The sequence below is a fragment of the Paenibacillus sp. HJGM_3 genome, from assembly GCF_045062745.1.
Classification (GTDB): Bacteria; Bacillota; Bacilli; order Paenibacillales; family NBRC-103111; genus Paenibacillus_AA.
In genome coordinates this window covers 295,705-319,203 of record NZ_JBJGED010000003.1, presented here as the reverse complement: position 1 = coordinate 319,203, position 23,499 = coordinate 295,705, and the positions used below count along the sequence as shown (strand labels likewise).

At 56.0% G+C, this 23,499-nt stretch carries 19 protein-coding genes and 1 pseudogene; 3 read left to right on the top strand and 17 right to left on the bottom strand.

From position 1 onward, the window contains the following. Positions 1–43 precede the first annotated feature (43 nt). From ACI5FR_RS05455 to ACI5FR_RS05445, 3 genes are all read right to left on the bottom strand, one after another. Positions 44–1,624, bottom strand: coding sequence for an ABC transporter substrate-binding protein (locus ACI5FR_RS05455; RefSeq protein WP_405451365.1), 1,581 nt, complete (start codon positions 1,622–1,624; stop codon positions 44–46). A gap of 113 nt (positions 1,625–1,737) precedes the next feature. Further along, on the bottom strand, positions 1,738–3,642 hold the full coding sequence (locus tag ACI5FR_RS05450) for an FAD-dependent oxidoreductase (protein WP_405451363.1): 1,905 nt from the start codon (positions 3,640–3,642) through the stop codon (positions 1,738–1,740). After that, positions 3,623–4,462 (bottom strand): hypothetical protein, encoded by an 840-nt coding sequence (locus ACI5FR_RS05445; protein ID WP_405451360.1) that lies wholly within the window; start codon positions 4,460–4,462, stop codon positions 3,623–3,625. The genes ACI5FR_RS05450 and ACI5FR_RS05445 overlap by 20 nt, the downstream gene beginning before the upstream one ends. Positions 4,463–5,497: 1,035 nt before the next feature. Between ACI5FR_RS05445 and ACI5FR_RS05440 the strand changes: the two genes are divergently transcribed. Together ACI5FR_RS05440 and ACI5FR_RS05435 are read left to right on the top strand one after the other, a co-directional pair. Continuing rightward, entirely contained in the window at positions 5,498–5,839 is a 342-nt protein-coding gene (locus ACI5FR_RS05440; RefSeq protein WP_405451358.1) for a PadR family transcriptional regulator, read from the top strand. Then, positions 5,836–6,390 (top strand): DUF1700 domain-containing protein, encoded by a 555-nt coding sequence (locus ACI5FR_RS05435; RefSeq protein ID WP_405451355.1) that lies wholly within the window; start codon positions 5,836–5,838, stop codon positions 6,388–6,390. Before ACI5FR_RS05440 ends, ACI5FR_RS05435 begins: the two co-directional genes overlap by 4 nt. Before the next feature lie 395 nt (positions 6,391–6,785). Here ACI5FR_RS05435 and ACI5FR_RS05430 read toward each other — a convergent pair whose 3' ends face one another. From ACI5FR_RS05430 to ACI5FR_RS05380, 11 genes and pseudogenes are all read right to left on the bottom strand, one after another. After that, the gene (locus ACI5FR_RS05430; RefSeq protein ID WP_405451353.1) at positions 6,786–7,250 is read right to left on the bottom strand and encodes a VOC family protein; all 465 of its coding nucleotides are present in this window, start codon (positions 7,248–7,250) and stop codon (positions 6,786–6,788) included. A 275-nt stretch (positions 7,251–7,525) separates the two neighbouring features. Further along, entirely contained in the window at positions 7,526–9,385 is a 1,860-nt protein-coding gene (locus ACI5FR_RS05425; protein WP_405451351.1) for an ABC transporter permease, read from the bottom strand. After that, positions 9,360–10,124 carry an ABC transporter ATP-binding protein gene (locus ACI5FR_RS05420; RefSeq protein WP_405451348.1) on the bottom strand — a complete coding sequence of 255 codons (765 nt, stop codon included), beginning with the start codon at positions 10,122–10,124 and terminating at the stop codon, positions 9,360–9,362. The genes ACI5FR_RS05425 and ACI5FR_RS05420 overlap by 26 nt, the downstream gene beginning before the upstream one ends. A 97-nt stretch (positions 10,125–10,221) precedes the next feature. Then, positions 10,222–11,223 carry a sensor histidine kinase gene (locus tag ACI5FR_RS05415; RefSeq protein WP_405451346.1) on the bottom strand — a complete coding sequence of 334 codons (1,002 nt, stop codon included), beginning with the start codon at positions 11,221–11,223 and terminating at the stop codon, positions 10,222–10,224. Next, positions 11,220–11,927, bottom strand: coding sequence for a response regulator transcription factor (locus ACI5FR_RS05410; protein ID WP_405451343.1), 708 nt, complete (start codon positions 11,925–11,927; stop codon positions 11,220–11,222). The genes ACI5FR_RS05415 and ACI5FR_RS05410 overlap by 4 nt, the downstream gene beginning before the upstream one ends. A gap of 137 nt (positions 11,928–12,064) precedes the next feature. Further along, positions 12,065–12,553, bottom strand: a pseudogene (locus tag ACI5FR_RS05405) (DNA alkylation repair protein); the annotation flags it as partial. Positions 12,554–12,623: 70 nt separating this feature from the next. Continuing rightward, the gene (locus ACI5FR_RS05400) at positions 12,624–13,907 is read right to left on the bottom strand and encodes an ABC transporter permease (RefSeq protein WP_405451341.1); all 1,284 of its coding nucleotides are present in this window, start codon (positions 13,905–13,907) and stop codon (positions 12,624–12,626) included. Beyond that, positions 13,891–14,799, bottom strand: a complete 909-nt coding sequence (locus ACI5FR_RS05395; RefSeq protein ID WP_405451339.1) for an ABC transporter ATP-binding protein — start codon at positions 14,797–14,799, stop codon at positions 13,891–13,893. Before ACI5FR_RS05395 ends, ACI5FR_RS05400 begins: the two co-directional genes overlap by 17 nt. After that, positions 14,796–15,704 carry an ABC transporter ATP-binding protein gene (locus ACI5FR_RS05390; RefSeq protein WP_405451336.1) on the bottom strand — a complete coding sequence of 303 codons (909 nt, stop codon included), beginning with the start codon at positions 15,702–15,704 and terminating at the stop codon, positions 14,796–14,798. The genes ACI5FR_RS05395 and ACI5FR_RS05390 overlap by 4 nt, the downstream gene beginning before the upstream one ends. 1 nt (position 15,705) lies before the next feature. Continuing rightward, positions 15,706–16,122 (bottom strand): GntR family transcriptional regulator, encoded by a 417-nt coding sequence (locus ACI5FR_RS05385; protein WP_405451333.1) that lies wholly within the window; start codon positions 16,120–16,122, stop codon positions 15,706–15,708. Between the two features lie 13 nt (positions 16,123–16,135). Continuing rightward, positions 16,136–16,861 carry a hypothetical protein gene (locus ACI5FR_RS05380; protein WP_405451330.1) on the bottom strand — a complete coding sequence of 242 codons (726 nt, stop codon included), beginning with the start codon at positions 16,859–16,861 and terminating at the stop codon, positions 16,136–16,138. Between the two features lie 237 nt (positions 16,862–17,098). Between ACI5FR_RS05380 and ACI5FR_RS05375 the strand changes: the two genes are divergently transcribed. After that, on the top strand, positions 17,099–18,079 hold the full coding sequence (locus ACI5FR_RS05375; protein ID WP_405451501.1) for an LLM class flavin-dependent oxidoreductase: 981 nt from the start codon (positions 17,099–17,101) through the stop codon (positions 18,077–18,079). A gap of 100 nt (positions 18,080–18,179) precedes the next feature. Here the strand turns inward: ACI5FR_RS05375 and ACI5FR_RS05370 are convergent, their stop codons facing one another. From ACI5FR_RS05370 to ACI5FR_RS05360, 3 genes are all read right to left on the bottom strand, one after another. Next, on the bottom strand, positions 18,180–19,247 hold the full coding sequence (locus ACI5FR_RS05370) for a DUF6528 family protein (protein ID WP_405451327.1): 1,068 nt from the start codon (positions 19,245–19,247) through the stop codon (positions 18,180–18,182). 82 nt (positions 19,248–19,329) lie between these two features. Then, positions 19,330–21,066: a DUF6528 family protein gene (locus tag ACI5FR_RS05365; protein ID WP_405451325.1), complete on the bottom strand. Its 1,737-nt coding sequence runs from the start codon at positions 21,064–21,066 to the stop codon at positions 19,330–19,332. Next, positions 21,063–23,471, bottom strand: a complete 2,409-nt coding sequence (locus ACI5FR_RS05360; RefSeq protein WP_405451322.1) for a family 78 glycoside hydrolase catalytic domain — start codon at positions 23,469–23,471, stop codon at positions 21,063–21,065. The genes ACI5FR_RS05365 and ACI5FR_RS05360 overlap by 4 nt, the downstream gene beginning before the upstream one ends. Positions 23,472–23,499 lie beyond the last annotated feature (28 nt).

Sequence of the window (23,499 nt, the reverse complement as noted above, 5' to 3'; positions counted from 1 at the left end):
AGCAGATCCGCAATCCGCAGGCTCTGCCTGAATCCGTCTTTCTCTATTTGCGCTTATTATATTGATCCAGTGCATTTTGTTGGATCGCGATGGCTCGTTCAATCTTGAGCGCCTTCATTTGGGCGATATATTTGTCGAAATTGGCAAGCGGCTCGACACCCATAATGAACTTCAGGAACATTTCGCTCTGATACGTAGTCACTTCGGACATGATCGTGGACAACTCGCTCGCTTCTGCAACGGTTGGCGTCACGCGGGGCATCTGGACGGCGGTTGCATTTTTTTGATGACGGCTGAATATTGCCGAGGCGTCCTTCTGACTCTGAAGCGGGTAATACTGATCAATGTAGCGATCATCGCCGACGAATCCAGGGGAAGGAGTGGAAACTCGCAAATATTTGGCCATGGCTTCGCCAACCGAGAGCTTATCCGGATTTTTCATAATCAAATCCGTATACTTGGGATACCCGTTCACCATCGTGTAAGTTACCCCTTCTACCCCAAAGGATTTCAACATATGACCTTCATTGGAATAGTGATAGTCCAACCACTTGGCGGTTTCGGCCGGATATTTATTGGCAGGAGTAATCCCTGCGCTACCTCCACCTCGGTAATCGAAAGGTTTGTTGATAAATCGCGGCTCTTCTCCCTTGCGTAGTACCGGATACGGCGCTCCTACAAGATCATATGTGCCTTGTGCCGCGTTCAAATATTTCCCCATCCCGCTGCCGATAAAGGCAAAAAATGCGCCTGAGCTTCCGTTTGTCGCTTTTGCATCGAGAGACTTGGCATCTTGAGTGGCGAAATCCGGGTCAAGCAGGCCTTCCTTGTACCAGGCGTTTAACTGGGTTAAATAATTTTTGTAGTTCGCTTCGTAGGGACCGTATTTTACTTTTCCATTTTCTTGATAAAAATCCCAGCCAATCCCGTAAGGCCCGTTAAACATTTCGCGATTAAAATCGGCGAGCCTCATGGTAAGCGGCGCCTTTGCATTTTTCTTCTCTTTGAATTGTCTTAGCACATTCGTCCAATCCTCGATGGTTACCGGCACTTCAAGCTTCAGCTCATTCAACCAATCTTTGCGAAGCACCATGCCCCCGGATACCGCGTTGTTGCCGATCCCGATTCCAGGGAAAACATAAATGGTGCCGTCATCCGTACTAATCTCTCTCTTGATTTCAGGATGTTCGGCTAAGTACTTCTTCAGGTTTGGCGCATTTTTATCGATGATGTCATTCAGCTTGATGAGCACTTTATCGGAAAGCGCTTTCGCAGGGCCTCCGGGATAAGTGGTAAAATCTCTTTCAATGATGTCGGGCAAATTCCCTGAAGCGACTAACAAGTTAAACTGCTCGTTCTCGCTGCCGACAGCCGGATGTTGAAACTCAATTTTTACATTCATCTTCTTTTCCATTTCCTGATAAAATAAAGATTCGCCATAATTTTTCAAGGATCGGGTAACATCGGCAGTAATCGGCGTCCAGTAGGAAAGCTTGATCGGAGCAGCCGCTGACGGCTGTGTGCTAGAGGATGGAGCGTCGCTATTGCTATTGGATGAACATCCGGCCAGAAGGCTTCCCGCCACTGCCGCCGTCAATGTAATTACGGTCAATTGCCTTTTCAATGAGATGACCTCCGTTTTTTTCTATTGGTTCGGTCGTTTAGTTTTCTTCAGAGTAAGCTCTGAATGGCTAAAAATCTATTAGCAATCCTAAAGTCGCTTTGCATTTGATGACATTACGGGGCGGATGCTGCATTTCCAACCTTGGATTCCCAAGAGGCCGCTTTTTTACGCACAATATTTCGCACGGTATCGGCCATGTCGTAATTAACATCCTTGGATGGCTTCATCGTGACGAGTATGGAAAAATGGGGATCTTCTACAAGGGGAACAACGGTTTCAAGAAGCTGACCTCGAATTCCCGGGTGCCGTTCAGCGATCCGAATGAGCGCCATCAAGGAAAAGGAGAAGTACTGGAAAAAGTATTCATCGTTGTGATTAATAAATTCAATGTCTGTAGATTGATTAATAAACTGGTCCCGTTGCCGCATGATTTGCAGCAGCTCCGGAACGATCTCCACGTCGCCAAGCTTGCCTAACAGGTAGATGGCAGCGTAGCCTCTCGCCTGATTGTATTTTCGGCTAGTTCTAGGAACGTAAGGATCTCGCGTTCTCACACAATCCCTCAAATGCGGAATTGCTGCTTCATCCCCCTGCAAGGCCAGTGCGAAGGCCGTGTTTTTGCGCAAATTTTGCTGATCGGCGGTTGTTTGGCTCAGCCATTCTTTAAGCGTGCCATTGATGGCCGCCCCTAGTCTTCGAGTGGACCAAATGGCGATACCTGGCTTATCGCCGGCCAGCTCTTCCTTAATACGTTCCAAACTCGTTAGCCAAATCACTTTTTGATTGGTTTCATCTTCCCCAACAGATAGGCCATCCTTCATCCCTACGTGATTGGAAGGCCGCAAACATCCGTTTTCTAAAAGCAGGGGACGCAGTTGATCATAGGGAACATGCCTGACTGAGAGTCCTTGATCTAGCGCTAGATAGGCGATCAAAGCAGCAGCTTCCCCGCATTTCTGCATATCGCGCTTCATCCTCACACAAGCCGCCAGATCATGATCAATGGCAATGGACCGTCCCGCTACCAGCACATTGTCGAAGCCTTTGGGAATAAGAGCACCCAATGGAAGGGGGACCGATAGGGTTAGACCCCACAAGCTGGCTGCAACTGCCCAATCCTGCTGTAGTTCACTCTCGAATGCGATGTCTTTTGCATGATTGTCCACATTCGAATAGGCATAGAAGAGCGGTTCTGCAGATAGACGATCGGCCACAACATCGGCAAACGTTACCTGCTCTTCACCGAGAATGAATCGTCCTTCTCGAATCCCAAGCTGCGGTGCGAGCTTCAAGAACTTCGTGGATTCGTTATATTGGTCCGGCAAATGAGTGAATATGCAGGCGGATCGGAGAATGGCTTGAGTAAGCTCATCTTGGTTGGTTTGATCCACATATCCATGGTCGCTGTACATATTATGGACCCATTGATCACGAATGGCCATTACCGGTAGGGAGAACGGCTGCATCTTCCCGTCAAGCTGCCTGCCGCTTCCATACATCTCAGCGCCCATTATGGAGCAAACCTCAGCTTCACCGGTCGCATCGATCAAGATTCGGCAGCTTGCCTGCTGAATTCCTTCTGGCCCGATCCACCGTACTCCTCTCACGGCCATCCCTTCCATGTAAACCCCTACAACCGCGCTTTCATATTGAACCGTAGCTCCGGTATCCAGGGCTCTGCGCTCGAGGGCAATCTTCTTGACCTCTGCATTGACCCCTCGGGACTTCGTGTAGCCCATCGCCTCCAGCTCTCGGGTCTCCTCATCGATCGATTCGAACAACCCGCCCGGTGAGCCGTAATAATAGCCAATGATCGCTCCGTTTGTTCCCGCTCCTCCCATCGAGTTCAGTCGTTCCAATCCTAACACGCGGAGCCCTTTGTTAGCGGCCGTAATCGCGGAGATTGCTCCTGCCGTCCCCAATCCGACAACAATGACATCGAACCGATCGGAAAATTCAATTGGATCTCCGGCTGTCTTTACCACTACGGAACCTTGCTCACGATAATGAAAGTTCATGCTGCTGCACCTCTTCCCCGTATTGAAAACCCTCATCCATCGCGTGAAGGGGATTATCAAACCCACATGACGGCATCCATAACCACCCTTCCCCCAGCTTCACGTGCTGGGCCTCGGTCCGGACTGAAAACACGTCCGCAATGGCAGCGATTGTCCAAGGTCGGAGCGATTCAGGTCTCGATTTCCAATAGTGGTGCAGCTGTTCCCGTGCCATGTCCCAGGTGGACGAGGCATCAACTGGAAATTGCAGATAAGCTTCCGATGCAAACAAACCTGCAGTTAGAAGTTCCTCCTGCTCCATAAGGAAATCCAACGAGTCTTCTGCAAGGTTTGCCGTATCCCGATGCAGATCAGCCCCTATGAACTTAGCCCCGAGTGGCACCTTTCCTCCAGCCGAACGACACTCCGAAGTAGTATCGATGATTTGGTCGACGCACATATTGCGAACTCCGGTTGCATCATACAGAGTCACCTCATAGCCGGCTCCTGATCGCGGCCTCACATCCAGAACCTCGGTCATGAATCGGATCGGCTGCTGAGAATCAAGCAGTAGCTTGTAAACTGAAGGCGCCAACCCTCCTAAGTGCACCCCACCTGCCTCATTCAACAAGTTCCGGTTCATCCATTGTTTGCGCAGTTGCTCGGTTAATGTTGACTGCGGAGTTCGGTTCCAATTGTGACCTGTACGATAGCAATTGATAAATTCATGTCCAACTAGCATCGTTCGCTCAACTAGTAATCCTTGTGATCCTAACTTCTGTGCCAATCCAATACCTGCGAAAGTGGCCCCGATCACCAGAACCTTAACCGTGTCTTCCATCTTGCTCCTCCCTTCAATGTTTCTGTCTGTTCGCCTTCAGTTTAGGGAGTGAACCGACTCTATGGCAATTTGCAATTTGGTTTGTTCTGCTTACTTCATGACCATGTCATCAGATGAGAATCTCCACTGGATTTGCTCATTGTCTGAAAAAGGGTGCAAATAATCGTAACGCACCATAAATGGAGGCGGCCTGATGTTCAGGCCGCCTCCAATTTGTGTACGCCCAGCCGTCATCTATACGGTGAAAGTCCGGAATGGGGGCTGGCAAGCGCCTACCATAGCCAAGAGCAAGGGTGTCCGCCGCGAGGCGGAATCCGAAGGAAGCTGGAGGCAAAAGCACGGCTCGAGGTACACGAATCCAATTTGAGGCGGTTGGAGCTGGATGAGTCACCACTACATGACAAAATCCAAAGCTGCCAAAGGCTGTAACCGTAAACTTGGGCGAGCGCGGGCGGAAAGATGACGAACTTATCTGGGGAGACCTGCGGAATACGCGAAGTACTATCGTAACCGCGGTGGAAACGCCGCGCTGAATCCCCAGGAGTCAGCAGAGTCCATAGTATGGGAGTACGGGACGCCGGAAACCGGAAGGGCCGAACCTAAAGGAGCAGATGAACCTATGCGTTCGCAGGATGAGCGTAGACAGCAGCCAACTTCATACGAAGGCTCACGGCAAAGAGAAGCGGTGAAACCGCGAGGGTATGCCGGAGCGCCGAGCTCATCTTCGGTACAAGTAGACCACTCATCTCGCGAAGATCAGACCAAACTGTTGGAGCGAATGCTGGAAGGCGAAAACCTTCGTCTCGGAATCTCTTCCAATAAAATCAACGAACAGATCAGACAGTCCAACTACGTCGTTAATATCCGCTCTCCTAACAATAAATTTATTCATCTATATCCCTCATTTTTAGAGATACATAAAATATCCTGCTCGTCCCTCGGTTTAAGAGCGTTTAAAAAACGCCACAAGAAGGTACCTTGTGGCGCACAGTATTATGTGGTAACATAGTACCCGGAATGGGGGAAGGAATATCGATGCCGGAATGGACTTCTCAAGTTAGACGGGGCATATTGGAGTATTGCATTTTATTACTGATCGACGGAAGGCCATCCTATGGATACGAATTGGTCACGGTGCTGAACCGTTGGGAGCCACTTGCCATCACGGAAGGCACGCTCTATCCCCTCCTGCGACGACTGGTCAAAGAAAAGGTGCTCGACTCGTTCTGGCAAGAGTCCGAGTCAGGTCCGCCTCGCAAGTATTACAGCCTTACCCCGCACGGAAAGCATATGCTGCAGACGATGTCACTGGAGTGGAATCACATCGCGGGTGCCGTTAATCAAATTGAAGCATACAGAGATGAGGAACGTATATGAGCCCTACGGTAAAAGTCTATTTGGAGAAGTTAAACGAACACTTACGAATCTTGCCGGAGGAGGAAAGGCTTGATGCGATCCGGGAAATTGAAAGCCATATCGTGCATGGACTGCAGGACGGTCAGACGGATGCGGTGATCTTGGCGAAGCTAGGCGACCCGAAGAAGCTGGCAAAAGCTTATCGAAGCGAGTATCTCCTGCAGAAGAGACCGAGTAATTTCTCGGAAGTCATAGCCATGATCGGTTTTTATAGTACCGCGGGGCTGCTTAGTGTGATTCTCGTACCGATCTTGGGTACGATCGCATACGGCTTCGGCTTTTGCGCCATCCTGATCCTGTTGGCCGGGTTATTGCGCACGTTTGGTGTTCCTTGGATCAATATGAACCTGGGCCCAACCTACACGGTCCCGACTGAGTGGAGCATGCTCTTTGCCGCTGTCGTCGCCGGAATCGTCGGAGCGATCGCCTACATCAGCTGGAAATATCTAAAGCGGTATCTGGCTGCCCTGTCTGACCGTTACCGCATGATGCTGCAGTCCAGAATCCGGTAAGCCCCGCCGCTGCATGCACATGCAAGGAAGGGCTGCGAGTAGATTGCCTTCGGCAACGGTCGCAGCCCTATCTTTTTTGATCATGTAAACCTTCCACGCCATTCTTGGTTATACTTTGCTGCTTCTCAAGTGCAAGGTTAACATCGTTTTGACATATTAAAGAATGCTGCAGAAACGACACCAAGACGCTATCGTTAGACAGACCGTCCGAAAGCTCGAAAACCTTGGCTTTACCGTAACATTGGCCACATCCGAAGCTTCCTGATCCTCCCTACTAAACAAAGAAGACGCAGCTTTTTTAAAAGCTGTACAAGCTGCGCCTAGTTTCGTATTGTCTTTTTTCGGGATACGTGCTATCAGTTATTTTCAGGGTAGTTCAACTTGCGAAGATGTCCTTATGATAACGTATCAACAGACAGCTGTGCAATTGCTTGATCACGCGCTTGTTTTACCCTATCTATTTTCTTGTCTTCAACAGCCCAGAACCGATTCCCATAAGGATCATAGAACATCATTATTGGTTCACCTCCGCCTGTATCAAGAATAATTTCACCCACGGCCACACCGCTTTTAATTAAATCAGAACGTAATTCCTCGATATTATCTGTAATAAATTGAATGCTGTAATGCGGATTGCTTTTAATATCACCTGTATACCAAAGACTGTTTTCATCGTCCTCCTCTCCAAAAAGTCCTATTTCTTGTCCATTTTCGAGTTTAAGACAAGCAATTCCCATTTTCCAGACAACTTCAAATCCCAGCACATTAACATACCATTCGATAGCCTTTTCGTATTCTTCGGCATTCCCTGATTTCGTAACAGGGATGCCTACTACAAATTTTTTCACAATAGTAGCCATTTGACTTCCTCCATGTTTAATAAATTTAACAATTAATCTTCGATAATACTGCTCACATTCCTTTATTATCCATTCCTCAAATCTGCCCTTTAGCTTAATGATACCGCCGGGATCGCTCAGCGGCAGCTTCATGATGGTGGTGTTGAACAATCGTCTCCCGGTAGCTTAAGCCCTCACACCTTCTATCGTACCGAGGGAGTTCAAGTGATTACACGCTCCCAGCGGGCAAAAAAAGCTCCGGAGCCAACTTTCGCCCCGGAGCCCAAGACTGCAATCTACATACGAATTGCCGCTTTAATCTGCTTCGTATAGTAAAACCGCACGATGAAGAAATACACAATCTGAATCGCCAGGAACACGCCGAGCACGACCGCGGATTCCCTGAACAGATCATAAAAGAACAGATGGGATAGCGAGGTTAGCGCCACCGCCCCGTGCAGAAGTGCCACGACGATCGGAGCGAAAAACAAAATCGCCGTCTGCCGATTCAACACCTGCTTCAATTCTTTTTCGCTTAGGCCCATTCGGGCGATCGTCTTGAATTTCTGCTTGTCCCCGTCCACATCCATGTAGAGCCGGAAATACAAGAAGCTGCCCGCCGAGACGAAAAACACAATGCCGATAAACAAACCGACGAACATAACCGGGCCGTATTGCTTGTTGATTTGATAAATCCTATATTCGCTGCAGAACACATCATGCAGCATCTGCGCCTCCAGCTTTTCCGCGGCCGCCAGGACATGCTGCTTCCCATCCGTCGCTTGCCACGCGTAGAAGCTTCTCTCCTCCGCCGGAGCGGGAAGCAGCTCGTAGTCCCGGTCCGACACGATATAGGAATCCGCGAACGGCAAAGCATTCGAGGAGAACATCTTTCCCGGCTGCAGCACGACACCAGTCGCGAGTTCAACGGTTGCGTCCATCCGCTCCGGGTTCCTGCCTATCGTAAAGCTATCGGCCCTCACGGCAAACACTTGCCCGTCTGGTACGTCAACCGGTGCTTTGCCGATTAGTGCTGCAAAGCGGTTATAGTCGGATTCCTTGGAGATCTGCACCCGCTCGCCGCCCATCTTATAATAGCGGAGAAACATGTGCGCTTGGTCAGCCTGGACCCCCTCTTCCTGCAAAGTCCGATTAATCGCGGCCACGGTCTGCTGTTCCTGGGCATCCCCATAATAAGTGAACGTATTCGGGTTCCCCGTCTTGATGCCGGCCGTCAGAAACGTCTGCAGCCCGAACAAGGTCCCGATCGCGCTGAACGCTACGGTAGAAATAACGGCCACCAGAAAAAAGGTCCGCGCATTGTCCTTCATCCGGTAGGAGAGGTCGGAGAACAAAATCATATTGGTCTTCCGCCAGAACCACGTCTCCTTATTCTTCAACCGGCGTACCGCAAACACGCTGATCTGCGTAAAAAACAGGTAAGTGCCGAGAATCACCAGCACAACCACCGGCAGCAGAGCCACTACGACGATCACTCCCTTTACGAAGAAGGCAATCGTATACCCGGTCCCCAGCAACAAAATCCCTAACACCGTTAAAAGCAAATTCGCTTTCGGTTCGCCTTTGGACTTCTTGTCCCCTTTGAGCAGCTCGATCAGCTTGCGGCTGCGCAGCACGTAAGAGACAAATAGGGAAATGACGAAAAACAACACGATAAACGAACCGAAGGTTAACCCGACCGCACCGACCGGGATATAAAAGTTCAGCTCATTTTCGATGATCAGTACGTTTTGGGCGAGCAGCAAAATGGCTTTGGCGAACACCAACCCCAGCGTGATCCCGCCCAATGTAGCGAAAAAGCCGATGATCATGTTTTCCAGGAACACCATCGATCGAATTTGCCGCATCGACATGCCGTGCATCATGAGCAAGCCGAACTCTTTTTTCCGCGACTGCAGAAAAGAGCTCATCGAATAAAGAATAAAGAAAAAGGAAAACACATAAATGATACCCGCTGCTACGTTCATGCCCTTGACCACATTGCCGTTCATCTCGTCACCGCTGAGGGCCGGATGGAACGCAAAGATGGCGAACGTAAAAAACACCATGACCGTGAACAGGCTGCTCAGAAAATAGGCGGCATACAGCCGTTTGTTGCGGGAGACGTTATTAAACGCGAATTGACGAAAGGTCATTGGCGTGCCCTCCCAGCAAGGATAAAGTATCGATGATCCGCTGGAAAAAAGCCTGACGATTGTCGCCGCGGTGAATTTCCGAATACAGCTTGCCGTCGCGGATGAACACGACCCGGTTGCAGTAGCTGGCCGCTAGCGGATCATGTGTAACCAGCATCATGGTCGCGCGCTCCTCCCGGTTAAGGGACTCAAGCAATTCCATCACATCCTTGGAGGACTTGGAATCCAGGTTCCCGGTCGGCTCGTCGGCCAGCAGCAGCTTCGGCGCATGAATCATCGCTCGGGCAACCGCCGTTCTTTGAGCTTGACCGCCGGAGATTTCGTATGTGCGTTTTTTCAGGATCTCCGTAATCCCGAGCTTGGCTGCGACGGCATGCGCTTTTTGTTTCATCTCCGCCACTTTGCTGCCATCCAGCGTTAGCGGCAGGACGATGTTTTCCTCCACCGTCAGGGTATGGAGCAGATTGAAATCCTGAAACACAAACCCGAGCTCGCGGCGGCGAAACTTAGCCAGGTCGTCTTTCTTGAGACGGTGCGGATTCTGGCCGTTAATCAAAACCTCGCCGGTCGTAGGTTCGTCGATCGTAGCTATAATATTGAGCAGAGTCGTTTTGCCGCTGCCGGACGGACCCATAATGCCGACGAATTCTCCCTCCACGATCGTCAAATCGATATCCGTCAAAGCGCGGTGGGTGATGTTGCCTTCGTACACCTTACTTACCTGTTTTACATTCAGCATGCTTTAGATCTCCTTTCTCTCCGATCCGATCTTGGGATCTGTGGTTATCATACCGCGGTCCGCCGGGCATGGACTATCGATTAAACTTTCAATTTCCTTACAGGGCCGTAAGGTTTTGAGTGGAGGAGAAAAGGATGCGGATTTCCGTTCCCTGGCCGGCCTCCGACTCCAGCTCGATCCGGTGCCCCAAGTAATGCGCCGCCTCCTTCGTCAGATAAAGCCCCATCCCGGTAGATTCCCGGAAAACACGTCCGTTTTCCCCGGTATAAAAAGCGTCGAACACCCGCCGTTTATCCGTTTCCGGGATGCCGACGCCGAAATCCTTCACTTGCAGAACGGCCTCCCCGGCCTGTTCATAAAGGGATACGAGGAAGGTGTCGCTTTTCCCGGACGAATATTTAACCGCGTTATGCATCAGTTGGGACAAGATGAAAAACAGCCACTTCTCATCCGTTTCCACCATAATCCCTGGCCTGCTCTCTTCCAGCTTCGGATACACCTTGCTGCGGATATAAAATCTTCGATTCTCTTTATTCACGTCATGAACGATTTTGGACAACAGGACCGGCTTGATGTGAAAATCCTGCTCCATCGACCGAAGCCGGGCCATATACAAAATCGTGTTCAGCCCGGTTTTCATCCGGTCCGTCTCTTCCCGAATATCGGACGACTCGGGTTCGTCCAGATTTTGGGCTGTCAATTCAATGACGGACAGCGGGGTTTTCATGTGATGCACCCATTGCTCCATAAACTGCAGATGCTGCTCCTGCTGTTGTTCCAGCGTTTTGATCTGATTTTTGTAAGACCGGTATTGATCCCGCAGCAGCTGGTCCAGCGCTTCCGAGATGGGGGCGTGCTCCGTCCTCTGCAAGGAATCGTCCAACGATTCCAGCGGATCGTTCAACCGCTTGTAGAAGCCGCGGCGGCTGACGTAGTGGTAGACAAGGTAACACGTAAGAAAGAAAAAGCCCAGAAACGCCGCATAAAGGCCAGGAAGCAAAGAGCGGAAGCCGGCGAGCCAATAGATCGACAATACGGTAAAAAACTGCAGCGCCTGGACGGCAATTAACAGAGCATGCTCTTTGAAAAACAACCTCATCGTTTACCCCCGGCAGGCCAGCTGACGTTTAATCGGTACCCCGTCCCGCGGACCGTTTCCACGGCATCCGGGAGGCCGAGCTGCTGAAACTTTTTGCGCACCCGGGTTATATTCACATTCAACGTGTTTTCATCCACATAGGACTGATCGTCCCAGAGCTTCTCCAGCAGGTCCTCCCGGCCGGCCACACGCGGATAGCGGTCCAGCAAGCTTTCAATAATGTCGGCTTCGTTTTTGGACAACGACACGGTGTTCGCCTGGTACGTCATCTCCAGCCTTTCCGGAAACAGCTTCAGTCCGTCCCGCTCGAGCACTCGCTCCTGCGCTTTCGATGCATATTCGCCGTATGTCCGGCGCAGCTGGCTGCGGATTTTCGCCATGACGACTTCCGCCGAAAACGGCTTCGTAATAAAGTCGTCCCCGCCGTTTTCCAAGGCCATGACCTGATCCATTTCTCCGATTCGGGCCGAGATGAAAATCACCGGGCAAATCGATTCCTTGCGAATCTGCCTGCACCAATAATAGCCGTCGTAGCTAGGGAGATTGATATCCAGTAGGACCAAATCGGGCGAGTGGGCATGGAAGGTGTCCATGACGGCGTGAAAGTCGGTCACTTTGACCGCTTGGAAGCCATATTTTTGAATGTATCCTTGCAAGTGTTCCGCAATTTTCGGATCGTCTTCCACAATCATAATCGTCTGCATACCCGCACCTCGGTTCAAGACTATTGTTTCACGGATTAACTCTTTCCATAACCGTATAGATTATAGATTACACGGCATGGCGCAGGCAAAACAAAAAGGCACCGGGGGTGCCTTTTAATAGGTAACTGCAGCCTTCTCTAACAGCGGACATGCTTGCGTTTAAAGCCGATTTGCCCATTGTCCACCGCTTTTTGAATGTTTACGAGAGCGTTTATGGTCTTGCTTTTCGCGCCGCTCCCCACCGCTACCGGCCCCACTTCCTTGGCGATTCGGACCGCCTTGTCGTGAAGCGGCACATAGGAGACCGCCACAGCTGATTCATGGCATATTTCGCGCGCTCGGGAGCGTCGTGGATCGTTTCTTTTACTTGGTCCAGCAAGGGCCGCCAGCTTGCTTTCGGAGAACTCGCGGTCCGGCCGGCTGCCTAGCAGCCAGCAGTAGCAGCTCCAGCCTGCCGACATTTTCAACTCGTCGCCGCTCGCGATCCATCGGTCGGACACCTCTTGGGCGATTTCGGTCTCGGACAAGGTCACCGCCACTACGTAATCCGACAGCATATAGAAATACGCCGTTTCGATCCAACGACCGAAATCCTCCACCGTCATGGCCTTCGGGGTTGATCTAACTGGCCTTTTATTTTAGTCTCATTCGTACATATAAAAAGTCTCATTTGTTAATGCGGTTGCTGTTTCAGTACTAAACCTTGAACGCCTTCATTGCCTTGCGCAGCTCGCCGAAGCCCGGACGCTTACCGTACATCAACACGCCGACGCGATAGATCTTCGCGGACAGCCAGCCGAGCGCGTACACGGACACCGCGGTAATCGCGATCGACAGCCACACTTCCCAGAGCGCCGGATCGCTCATCCCCACGCGCAGGAACATGATGAGCGGCGAGAAGAACGGAACGAACGACATCGCAACGACGAACGGGGCGGTCGGGTTCTGCAGTCCGAACATCGCGATCATGAACCCGGCCACGATGACGAACGTAAGCGGCATAATCGCTTGCCCGACCTCCTCCGTGCGGCTCACGAGCGAGCCGACCGCCGCGAACATCGTGGAGTAGATGAAATAGCCGAGCAGATAGAAGATCAGGAAGTAGACGAGCAGCATCGGGTCGAGATCGCCTAGGCGGATATCCATCTCCTTGAACTTCTCCCAATTGGCCGGAACCGCCAGATTGGCCGCCGCTACAGCGATGAAGACGCCGATCTGCACGAGCCCTACGAGGCAGATGCCGACGATCTTGCCGAACATTTGCTTGAGCGGCGCGACACTCGTCACGAGCAGCTCCATGACGCGCGAGCTTTTCTCTGACGTGATCTCCATCGCAACCATGTTGCCGAATCCGATCACGCTGATGTACAGCAGCATGAGCAGAGCATAGACAAGCCCGTAGGCCATTGCTATCTCCGACTCCGACTTCCCTTGATCCCCTTGCATCAATTGTACCGTCTCGAGCTTCAGGGGAGAGGTCAGCTTCGCGAGCTGTTCGGGCCTCAGGCCCAAGTCTTTCATCGTCCATTCCGATTTGACCATCTGCAGCACGGTCTGCAGCTTGTTCTCCTGCGAGAAGTTCGTCCCGCTCTTCGATTTGTACGTGGCCTTAGGGAACCCTCCGGCCGGATCGTCCGTCAGCTCCAGCATGCCTTTGATCGTACCCGCCTCGATCTGTTCCAGCGCCAGCCGCTCATTGCCTTCCTTCGTCCCCGTGCCCTTCAAGGAAATGAATTCGAAATCCGGTTCCGGCTGCTTGCCGGAGTACGCCTGCAGCATCCCGGTGACGGTCGTGCCGTTCTCGATCACGCCGATCTTAGTCGCTTCATGGTCGGAGAATCGCGCGATAATGTTAGGCAAATTGATGAGAACCGTTACGATGAGCGAGATGATGATCGTCGTGACGAGAAACGACTTGGAATTCATTTTGTTGCGAAAGGTGAATTTGACTACAGCCATCCAACTATTCAAGGTCGCCACCTACCGTCTTTATGAAGATTTCGTTCAATGTCGGCTCCATGATCTGGAACCGGTTCACTTCCGTCTGCCGCATAGCCGCTTGTAAAATGTCCTGCCCCACGCTGGGGTCGACGACGTGAATCTCCGTCCACGCTTGATGGGGGATCACTTCCTTGACGCCCGGGATCGAAGCGAGCCCTTCCACGGCACGCTCCGTTTCCAGGATGATGCGTTCCCGGGGGAACGACCGCTTGATCGCTTTCAGGCTGCCTTTCAGCATCGTGTTCGATCTGTGCAGGATGCAGACGTTCTCGCACAGCTCCTCGACATGGTCCATCCGGTGGCTGGAGAATAGAATCGTCTTCCCCTGATTACGCAGCTCCTTCACCTGCTTCTTCAGCAGCTCGACATTGACCGGATCGAGGCCGCTGAACGGCTCGTCGAGGATCAGAATGGCCGGGTTGTGAATGACAGCCGCGATGAATTGAATTTTTTGCTGATTGCCCTTGGACAGCTCCTCGACCTTCTTATCGTAATACTCCGGCACCTCGAACCGCTCGAGCCACATCTTCAGGCTGCGCTCGGCTTCCTTGCGGGGGGTGCCCCGCAGCTCGGCGAGGTACAGCAGCTGATCGGACACCTTCACCTTCGGATACAAGCCGCGCTCTTCGGGCAAATATCCCATCAGCCGCTTGAGCTCCTCGGTATAGCCGTGCCCCTGCCACCGAATCGTACCCCCGTCCGGCAAAATGAGCCCCAGCACCATCCGCATCGTAGTCGTCTTCCCGGCCCCGTTCGCCCCGAGCAGCCCGAAGATCTCGCCCTCGCGGGCCTCTATATCGATGCCGTTCACCGCGGTCTTTGTTCCATAGTGCTTCGTGACCTGCTCCAGCTTCAGCGTAATTGCGCTCATCGTCTTTGCATCTCCTTAGCTCCGTGAATAATCAAATGCGTTAAGATTTCGTCCAGCTCCACCGACTGCACTTGGCTGACGTAGAGGCCGGCCTGGCGCAGCGCCTGCTCCGTCTCCTGGGCCGAGCGGCTCACGAGGCGGCAGCCGCGGTATGTCTCGACCGCCACGACACCGGGCAACGAACCGACTCCCTCGAGCCTGTCGGAGGGGGCCTCCACCCAGAAGGACTTCCAGCTGTCGAGCAGAGTGTCTTTCTCATGCACGCCCAGCAGCCGGCCTTGGTGCATGAAGGCCACGTAGTCGGCCAACCGCCGCACTTCGTCGATCGTATGGGTCGCCATAACAACCGTCCGTGTGCCGTCCGCCATGAACTGCTGGATGTCCTCCAGCATGAGCCGCCAAGCGAGCGGATCGAGTCCCGACGAGGGTTCGTCGAGGAGCAGCAGCTCCGGTTCCTGCGCCAGCGCCACGCAGAAAGCGATGCGGCGCTTCATGCCCTTCGAGAGCGCCTTGACCTTATGGCTCGGGTTGATCTCGTATCGTTTCATAAGCGCTTGCCACTTGGTCGGATTCCAGGCCGGATACCAGAGGGCGTGGAACTCGGCATATTCATTCACCCTCCAGCCCTGCTCCTCGGCATAGGAGTTGTCGGCCACGTAGCCGATGCGGGCTTTGATCTCCGTCTCCCTCTCGTCGTACGGTTCTCCGAACAAGGTGACGGAACCGGTATCCAGGCGTCCGATGTTCAGGAGGAGCTGGAACAGCGACGTTTTGCCCGAGCCGTTCGGCCCGACGACGGCCAGTACGCAGCCCGGCTCCACTTGCAGATCGATCGGCCCCAGTTGGAAGTCTCCGTACTTTTTGCTTAGTCCTTGGATCCTGATGATCGATGGTTGTTGGGCCATTTTACAGATCCTCCTTCTCGGGATTTGCGGCGGCGGGGTACCACTCCTCTATGGTTTCGTCGAGCAGCTGTTGCATTTCCTCGCGGGTGAATTGGACGCGCTTGGCCGTTTCGAAAGCGGCTTGCACCGCTTCCTTGACCGCTTCGGTCCGATAGCCCTGGCGGTCCTGCACGCTGACGGCCGCTACGAACGTTCCCGTGCCTTGTCGGGTGCGGAGCAGCCCTTCGTTCTCCAAGTCCTGGTACACCCGGCGAATCGTGATGACGCTGCAATTCAGATCCGTCGCCATCTCCCGAATGGAGGGCAGCAGCGTCCCTTCCGCGAGTTGACCGCTTACGATTAAGCCGCGAAGCTGCACTTCGATTTGATGATACATAGGTTCAGGGGAATCGGCTGCTACTTTGATTGGGATGGGCATTGCCCTCACCTCCTCACCGGGCGTAGTCCCGCGTACGGAGGCGGCGCTCGGTCAGTTTCATCCAGAGACGAGTTAGGAGAAGAGCGGCAATCAGGCTCAGCGCCGGGATGAGCACGCCGTAGTCCTCGACCAATTCGATGGTGGCTTTTACGTAACTAACTCCTATAACCGCTCCCATGACTCCCAGCAGTACGATTCCGATCATGGAGGCCATGCAAAACCAGAAGTAGTGCTTTCCGGACCAGCCCATCTCCGTGACCACATACATCCCGCCTATGCTGGCTCCGATTCCAAGCCAAGTGATCGCCCACTCCACATAATGCACGATACTTAGATGGCTCCCGAACCCGGCTACGAAGTAGAGCGGGATGTACAAGATCGGCGCGAACGCGAACAGGCAAACGAACAAAGTCTGGAATCGCCCCAGCACCAGTTCTTCGATTCGGATCGGCAGTGAACGCATGTAGGCCAGTTTTTTGGTAATGGTGTCGCTATTCCAGTAATTGCGGTACTCCTTCGACATCACGAACCCCATTACACTGACACTGGTGAGCATCAGGATATCCTGCATCAAGTAATCGCCCCATTCGTGCTCGCCGGGCTGTTGCTCCAACACGCGCCTCAATGCCATTCCGATAAAGAAGCTGAAGTACAGGTTGAACAGCACCGAGAGCACATATCCCTTTTTGGATTGATTCAAATTATATTTGGCAATCCACCAGGCACGCTTCCACACCATGTATCACCATCTCGCCTTTCGATGTTAAGTCTGTATACTGTGTATATTTATATTAACAGTATACACAGGAGGGGAAGCTCTTGCAATCCCTTTGTGGTAAAATGGTGGAAAAGTAAGGCGGCTGGTGGTCTGGGGCGTGGTGCGTTGGTCGGTTTCGTCGATTAATTCGGCAACTCGCGGTCAGACCACCATTTTTAGAAATCTCTGCATCCTATTGTCCACTAAGGAGATGATAGTATCCATAAGCTTCAGCTAAGCGTACTCGATCTGCTCCCTATCCTCCCGGGCGCGAGCGCGGCGGAGGCGCTCGAGCAAGCCGTCCTGCTGGCGCAGACGGCGGAACGGCTCGGCTACACCCGGTACTGGGTAGCCGAGCATCACGACATGGAGCGCCTCGCCTGCTCCGCGCCCGAGGTCGTGCTCGCGCACGTCGGCGCCCGGACCGAGCGCATCCGCCTCGGTTCGGGCGCGGTGCTGCTGCCGCACTACAAGGCGATCAAGGTCGCCGAGACGTTCCACACGCTCGCGACCTTGTACCCGGGGCGGATCGACCTCGGGCTCGGTCGCGCACCGGGCGGCTCGGCGCACTTGAGCCTGGCGCTGAGCGGCAATTTCCTCGACAACGTCCGGCGGCTGCCGGAGACGCTCGGCGATCTGATGCAGCTGCTCGCAGGGGCGTTCGAGCTGGACGGCGTGCCGGTGGCCGCGCGGCCGATCCCGCCGAGCCCGCCGGAGGTGTGGCTGCTCGGCACGAACCGGAAGAGCGCGGCCTACGCCGCGGAATTCGGAACCGGCTTCGTCTTCGGCCAGTTCATGAGCGACGAGGATGGCGCGGACATCATCCGCGCCTATAGACAGAGCTATCGCCCGTCACGCCTGCAAGGCAGCGCTCGGGCGATCGTGGCGGTCGGCGTCATCTGCGCCGACACGGAAGAAGCGGCGCACCAGCTCGCCGCCGAGGGGGCACGGCTGTTCCGGCCGCCCAGTCCGCCCCAGCCAGAGCTGGACGCGGAAAACGGTGCAGCCGCCGCGCCGTCTCTCGCCCTTTCCCCTCAGCCGAACCCCAAACTGCTGATCGGCACCCCCCAACAAGTCCGAGACCGCTTGGAGGAGCTCGCCCGGTACTATGAAGTCGACGAGTTCCTCGTCGTCAGCCATATCGTCGATTACGCAGAACGGCGGCGATCCTATGAGCGGCTGCTAGGCCCAGTGGAGTGACATGCGGTCCATACTGCTACGAGGGGCCTCTCTGAAATCCAAACAAAAAAAGAGGCCCGCCAACTGCGGGACTCCTCCTACCTTCTTATACCACAGCCGCTTATTGATAATCCGGGCCCCAGACACGCGCTTTGTAGAAGGCAGCGCCGGTTACCGTGCGAGTCGCGTTCGGTGCGTAGAAATCTACGGTGTCCGTACACCAGCCGCTCGCTGTGCAAGCGCCTGGCGGGGTTTTCGTAGCATCGGCCTTCGTCTCCACGATCTGGCCGGACGGCTGATTGCTGACGCCCTTCACGAAGGAACGGTTCGCCCCGCTCGGAGCCGAGGTGAACGTCTTCGCGGTTTTGTCGTAAATGTAGACGGCGGCGTTCGTGCTGACCCATAGCTTGTTGGTGTCATAGTAATACGCCGACACGTCATGGCCCCACGGAGTAGGCAGGATGCTCCGGCGCGACAGATCCTCGGTCAGAGTCGGAGCCGAAACCGTGCCTCCGACCGTTAGGGCGGTGAGAATGTGCTCCTTCGTCACCGGATCCTGGCCGATGACCCACAGCACCTCGTTCGCCGGATCCCACAAGGTAGCATGGGAAGCCAGCAGTGGATACTCGCCCGGAACACCGCCTCCCGGCGAGGTGGGGTACACGCGCACCGAGCCCGCGTCCGTCGCGGCGACGGCAAGATTGCCGTTCGGCAGCAGCTCGGCGGAGTGCGGATTGCTGCCGGCGCCTACGTCCACCGCCCACTTCCGCACGCCGCCCGGATAAGAGGCAATCGTCGCCAATCGGCCGGCCGTCGCGACAACCCATTGCCCGCCCCAGACGCTGTTGTTGCGCAGCTTCACATCGGACGGGCCGCCCCACCAGCCGACTTCGGTCGTCGAATAGCCGAGCGCCGTCGAGGGCTTCCAGGACCATTTCTTCGCCGTGGCCGTATTCCAGTTATAGACGACCGGGTCATACACCTCGATCGTGTTGTTCGCCTGATTGGTCGTGACGATCCAGCAGCCACAGGGCGTAGCCGCCTCCGCCTGCCGAACGCCGATATACCAAGCCGCGAGTACGGCCAACAGTGCAACGGACAGTATGCCGTACGCAAGCTTGCGCCGCCGCTCCATCTTCCGGATCGATTCCAGCACGCCCGACACGCGGGTCCTTAGAAATACGCTCATTTCTAAACCTCCTCCTAGGCATAATTGCAACTGGGATGATCGGTCTTAGATGCGTCTTTCCGTCTTTATGGCCTGGACAACCTCACTGATACTCCGAACGCCAGACGCGCGCCTTGTAAATCGCCATGCCGGGGATCGTCCATCGAATCCCCTGCGCCCACCGATCTTCGGCAGCCGAACCCGCCGCTTCGACTGTGTCCGTACCCCAGGCATACATGTTCCCTTCCCTTGGGGCTGTCGTGAAAACCATGCCGGACGAAACATTGCCCACGCTTTTCACAAAAAGACCATTCACCGCCTCCGAGCCGGGGTACGCGGTCAGCCAGACGTCCGCTTCCTTACTGTACTGATAGACGCCCGTATTCGTCGTGACCCACAGCCTGTCGCGGTTGCCGTACACGGGGGCCAGATCATGGCCCCACGAGGTGGGCAGTTCCGCAGTGCGGGCTTGCAGGAGCTCGGGCCGCGCGGCCGTTCCCTCCACGCGAAGCGCGACCAGCTCGCGGTCCCCTACCGCCCACAGCAGCCCACGGTCGGGATCCCACAGCACACCATGCGCGCCTGGCAGCGTGAATTCCGCGTAATCGGCGCAATCCGCGCCTTGGGATGCCGCATAGACGCGCACCCAGCCTCCGTCGCTGGCCGCGACGGCCACATTGCCGTCCGGCAGCAGCTCGACGGCATGCGGGTTGCCTCCGACACGGCATGACCAGCGAATCGGCCGCCCGGCCGGATACGGCGCCAACACGGCGAGCCCGCGCGAATCGGCGGCGACGATCCACTGACCGCCTCCGAGAGCGGCGGACGTCCGCAATTTCACATCGGAAGGCAAGCCCCAGCCCTGCACATCCGCCCCGACAGTCCCGGGCGACCATTGCCAGCGCCATGCAGCGGATCTCGCCCAACCGCTCTCGCCTTCGCCCTCCTGTGCCTCCTCCAATTCCAGCGGATCGACGACCACGATCTGCGACGACGCCTGTTCGGTCAGCGCCAGCAGAGGCACGAGCGGGCGCCCGGTCGCATGCGCCCGGAGCAGGCGGCGATACGTGTCGGCCAGCTCTTCCGGCTCTTGAACCCGCACCTCGTGCATAAACGCCCCGGCATATCCCGTCCGGTCCAACGCCCCCAGGATGCCGGTCCAATCCAAGACGCCGGTCCCCGGCATCCAGTGCTTCTCATCCGCTCCATCGTTGTCGGAGATATGAGTTGTAATAATCCGCGAGCCCAACCGCTCAATAAACCGCTCAGGCGCTTCCCGGAACAAATGATTCACGTCGACGCAGACTCCCAGCCCAGGCTCATCGGCGATCAACCATTCGATCTCGTCGGCCGAATGGCCGAGACACGTCCGCGGCAGGCATTCGACCGCCAGCCTTACTCCAAACCGCGCAGCATCCGACGCCAATCCGCCCAACGTCCGCTTGCAGATCGCCAGCCGCTCCGCCCGCTCGGCCGGCTCGATCGGCTCCCAGCTCGGGTGGAACACGGCAATGCCGACGCCCATCTCACCCGCGAACTCAAGGGCGGCTCGCACTTTCTCCACCACCCCAGCGCGAATCTCCTCATCCGGGCTGGAAGGATCCCAGCTCACCCCAAAAGGGATATGGACGGACCATACGTCCAAGCCCAGTCCCCGAGCCTCCTCCACAATCCGAATCGCCTTCGCCCTAACGCCCGGGTCGGCGACATCCAGCGGATGCAGGTTCAGCTCGATGCACGCGATCCCCGCCTGCCGCATACGCGCCAGATCGGGCGGATTCGCTACACTGAACGTGCTGCCTAACCGCAGCCGCTCCCCGAGCGGCTCCTGCCGCCTCACAGCCGCACCTGCCCGCCCGTCTCGAGACGGAATGCTCCGCCGCGCGGCAGCTCCTGCTGCGTGCCGTCCGGCAGCACGAGCACGGCTGGCGTGCCCGCGGGCGTCTCGCCCGACACGGTCCACCGCTCGGCGTCCCGCCGCCATTCCACGCGCACGAGGCCCTTGGGCGTGACCGCCTCGCCCCGAAGCTCCGGCAGCGACAGCCCCTGCGGCCCGATCCGGATCGAGCGCCAGCCCGGATCCGCCGCCTTCACGCCGAGCAGACAGCGCGTGAACTCGTACAACGGCAGGGCGCCCCAGCCGTGGCAGTCGCTCCGCTGCATGAACGGATCCTCGGGCCACGTCGTCAGGCCGAGCTGCAGCAGCTCCCGCCACGGCTTCCAGAGCGCTTCGGTTTCCGCGTATAGCCCAACCTGCTCCAGCGCCCGGAACATGTAGTACGACATCGCATAGGAGACAACGAGCAGATCGTCCTGGCGCAGCATGCGCTCCATGAGGGTTCGGGCCGCTTCGCCCTCGACCGCTCCGGCCAAGACCGCCCACACCTGGGCATGCTGGCTGTATTGCTCATAGGCCGGCCCTTCTCGGTATAGGCCGCGCTCCTCGCACCAGCAATGGGCATTAACCGCTGCCGCCACTAAACCGGCGCGCGCTTCATATTCCGCGGCCGTCTCCCTCCGGCCGGCCAACCGGCTCAAGCGGGCGGCCGAGCGAAGGGCGTACACGTACAAGAGATTGTGAATCGTGGAGGGCCCTTGCAAAGTCGCGGTCGGCGCTCCCTTGTTCGAGCTCCATTCCGGCACCCAGTCGAAATATTCCCAATAGCCTAGCCGCTCCACAAGTCCGTGCTCACCGAGCTTCCGGTCGTACCAGTCCAGAACCGAGTCCACGGTCGCCTTGTAGCGGGCCGCCACCGACGAGTCGCCGGTATGCTCGTAATAATCCTCAACCATGAGGATCCAATGGAGCGAAAAGGCCGGGATCACCTGCGACTCGAGGCAAGGGAACCGGGCCTGCAGGATGCCCTCCGGCAGCAGCGACGCATGGTAATCCTCAATCGCCCGCGCCGCCAATCGGGCGTCCCCGCTGACCGCGTACGTGAACAAGATTTGCAGACGCGTGTCCATCGCATATTGCAGCTGCTCGTAATACGGGCAGTCCTCGTACGTCTCGTGCATGCAGCGCTGCAGGGTGCGCACGCTGACATCCCAGAGCGGCCGGATCCAATCTGCCCCCGCCGAATCTACGTTCGATGCCGCCTGCAGGGGATACCCGGTCTCCCGGTAAGTCAGCGGGGCGTGCTCCAGCGGCTCGTCTGCAGTCTCCACCTCGACTTCAATGAACCGGAAGGTACGGAACCAGAACGGCTCATACGTCTCCGCGTGCTGCGCTCCGGACGGCCAGTACACGTCAGTATGGCCGATCAGGTCGTAATGCTCGGCATCGTCCCGACGCCCCTTCAGCGGAAACCCGGCTCCCTCCCGCTTCTTCGAGTAGCTCTCCGCATACAGCAGCCGAACCCGGCTCCCGCGGCCGCCCCGAACCTGCAGCCGTACATAGCCGGTCGTGACCTCGCCCGCATCCCAGACGATCTTCCGCCTCGAGCGAGGTGGCACCACCTCAGGCGCCTCAACCGCATCGGCCGCCTCGGCCTCCCTACCGGCTCCCGCTAACCTGCCATCCCGCCTGACGAACACCCGCTCCCGCTCGAACAGCAGAGGTATCGGGCGGTCCTGCAGCGGGAACGGCGGGATAATCCCGTACGCCCGGCCGTCCGCCGGCCAGCGGACCGCCGGCTGGCGCCACACGCCGCCGACGGCAGCCTCGCCCCCGCGCCCGGCTTCATTCCAGCCCGCCGGAATCCGCTCCCCGTGCACGCGCTCCATCGCGCCCATGAAATGCGTCTGGCCGTACGTCTCCCATTCCACCGCCTCGTCCAGGCTCACCCGCCAGCGGCTGCCTTCCCGCCGCGTCGAGACGTCCGCCAGCACGTCCCCCGCCGCGCTCACGCACTGCCCGCTCGCGATGAAGCAAGGCCCGGCCGCATTCGTCCAGACACTGTACGGCCCCGCCGCTCCAGGCGTCTGCGACTCGTACGGGGCATACGCCACCACCTTGGCCGCGATCACGTTCTCCCCTTCCCGCAGGTACGAGCCCAGTTCATACGTCTCGTAATAATGCCGCCACCGGTCCCCCTTGCACGGCCCGGACCCGATCGCCACGCCGTTGATCCACAAGCGGTAACGGCTGCCCGCGCTGACCGAGAATTGCAGCTCAGCCTTCTCCGGCAAGGTGAACGCGCAGCGGAAATACGCTACCTCGTTACCCGGTCGAACTCCCCCTCCGTCTCCCGGCTGCCGGGCCGCGAGCCAGAATGCGCCGTTCAACTTCGTCACGACATCCACAACATTCGCCCCTTTCGAAATTCTCGAT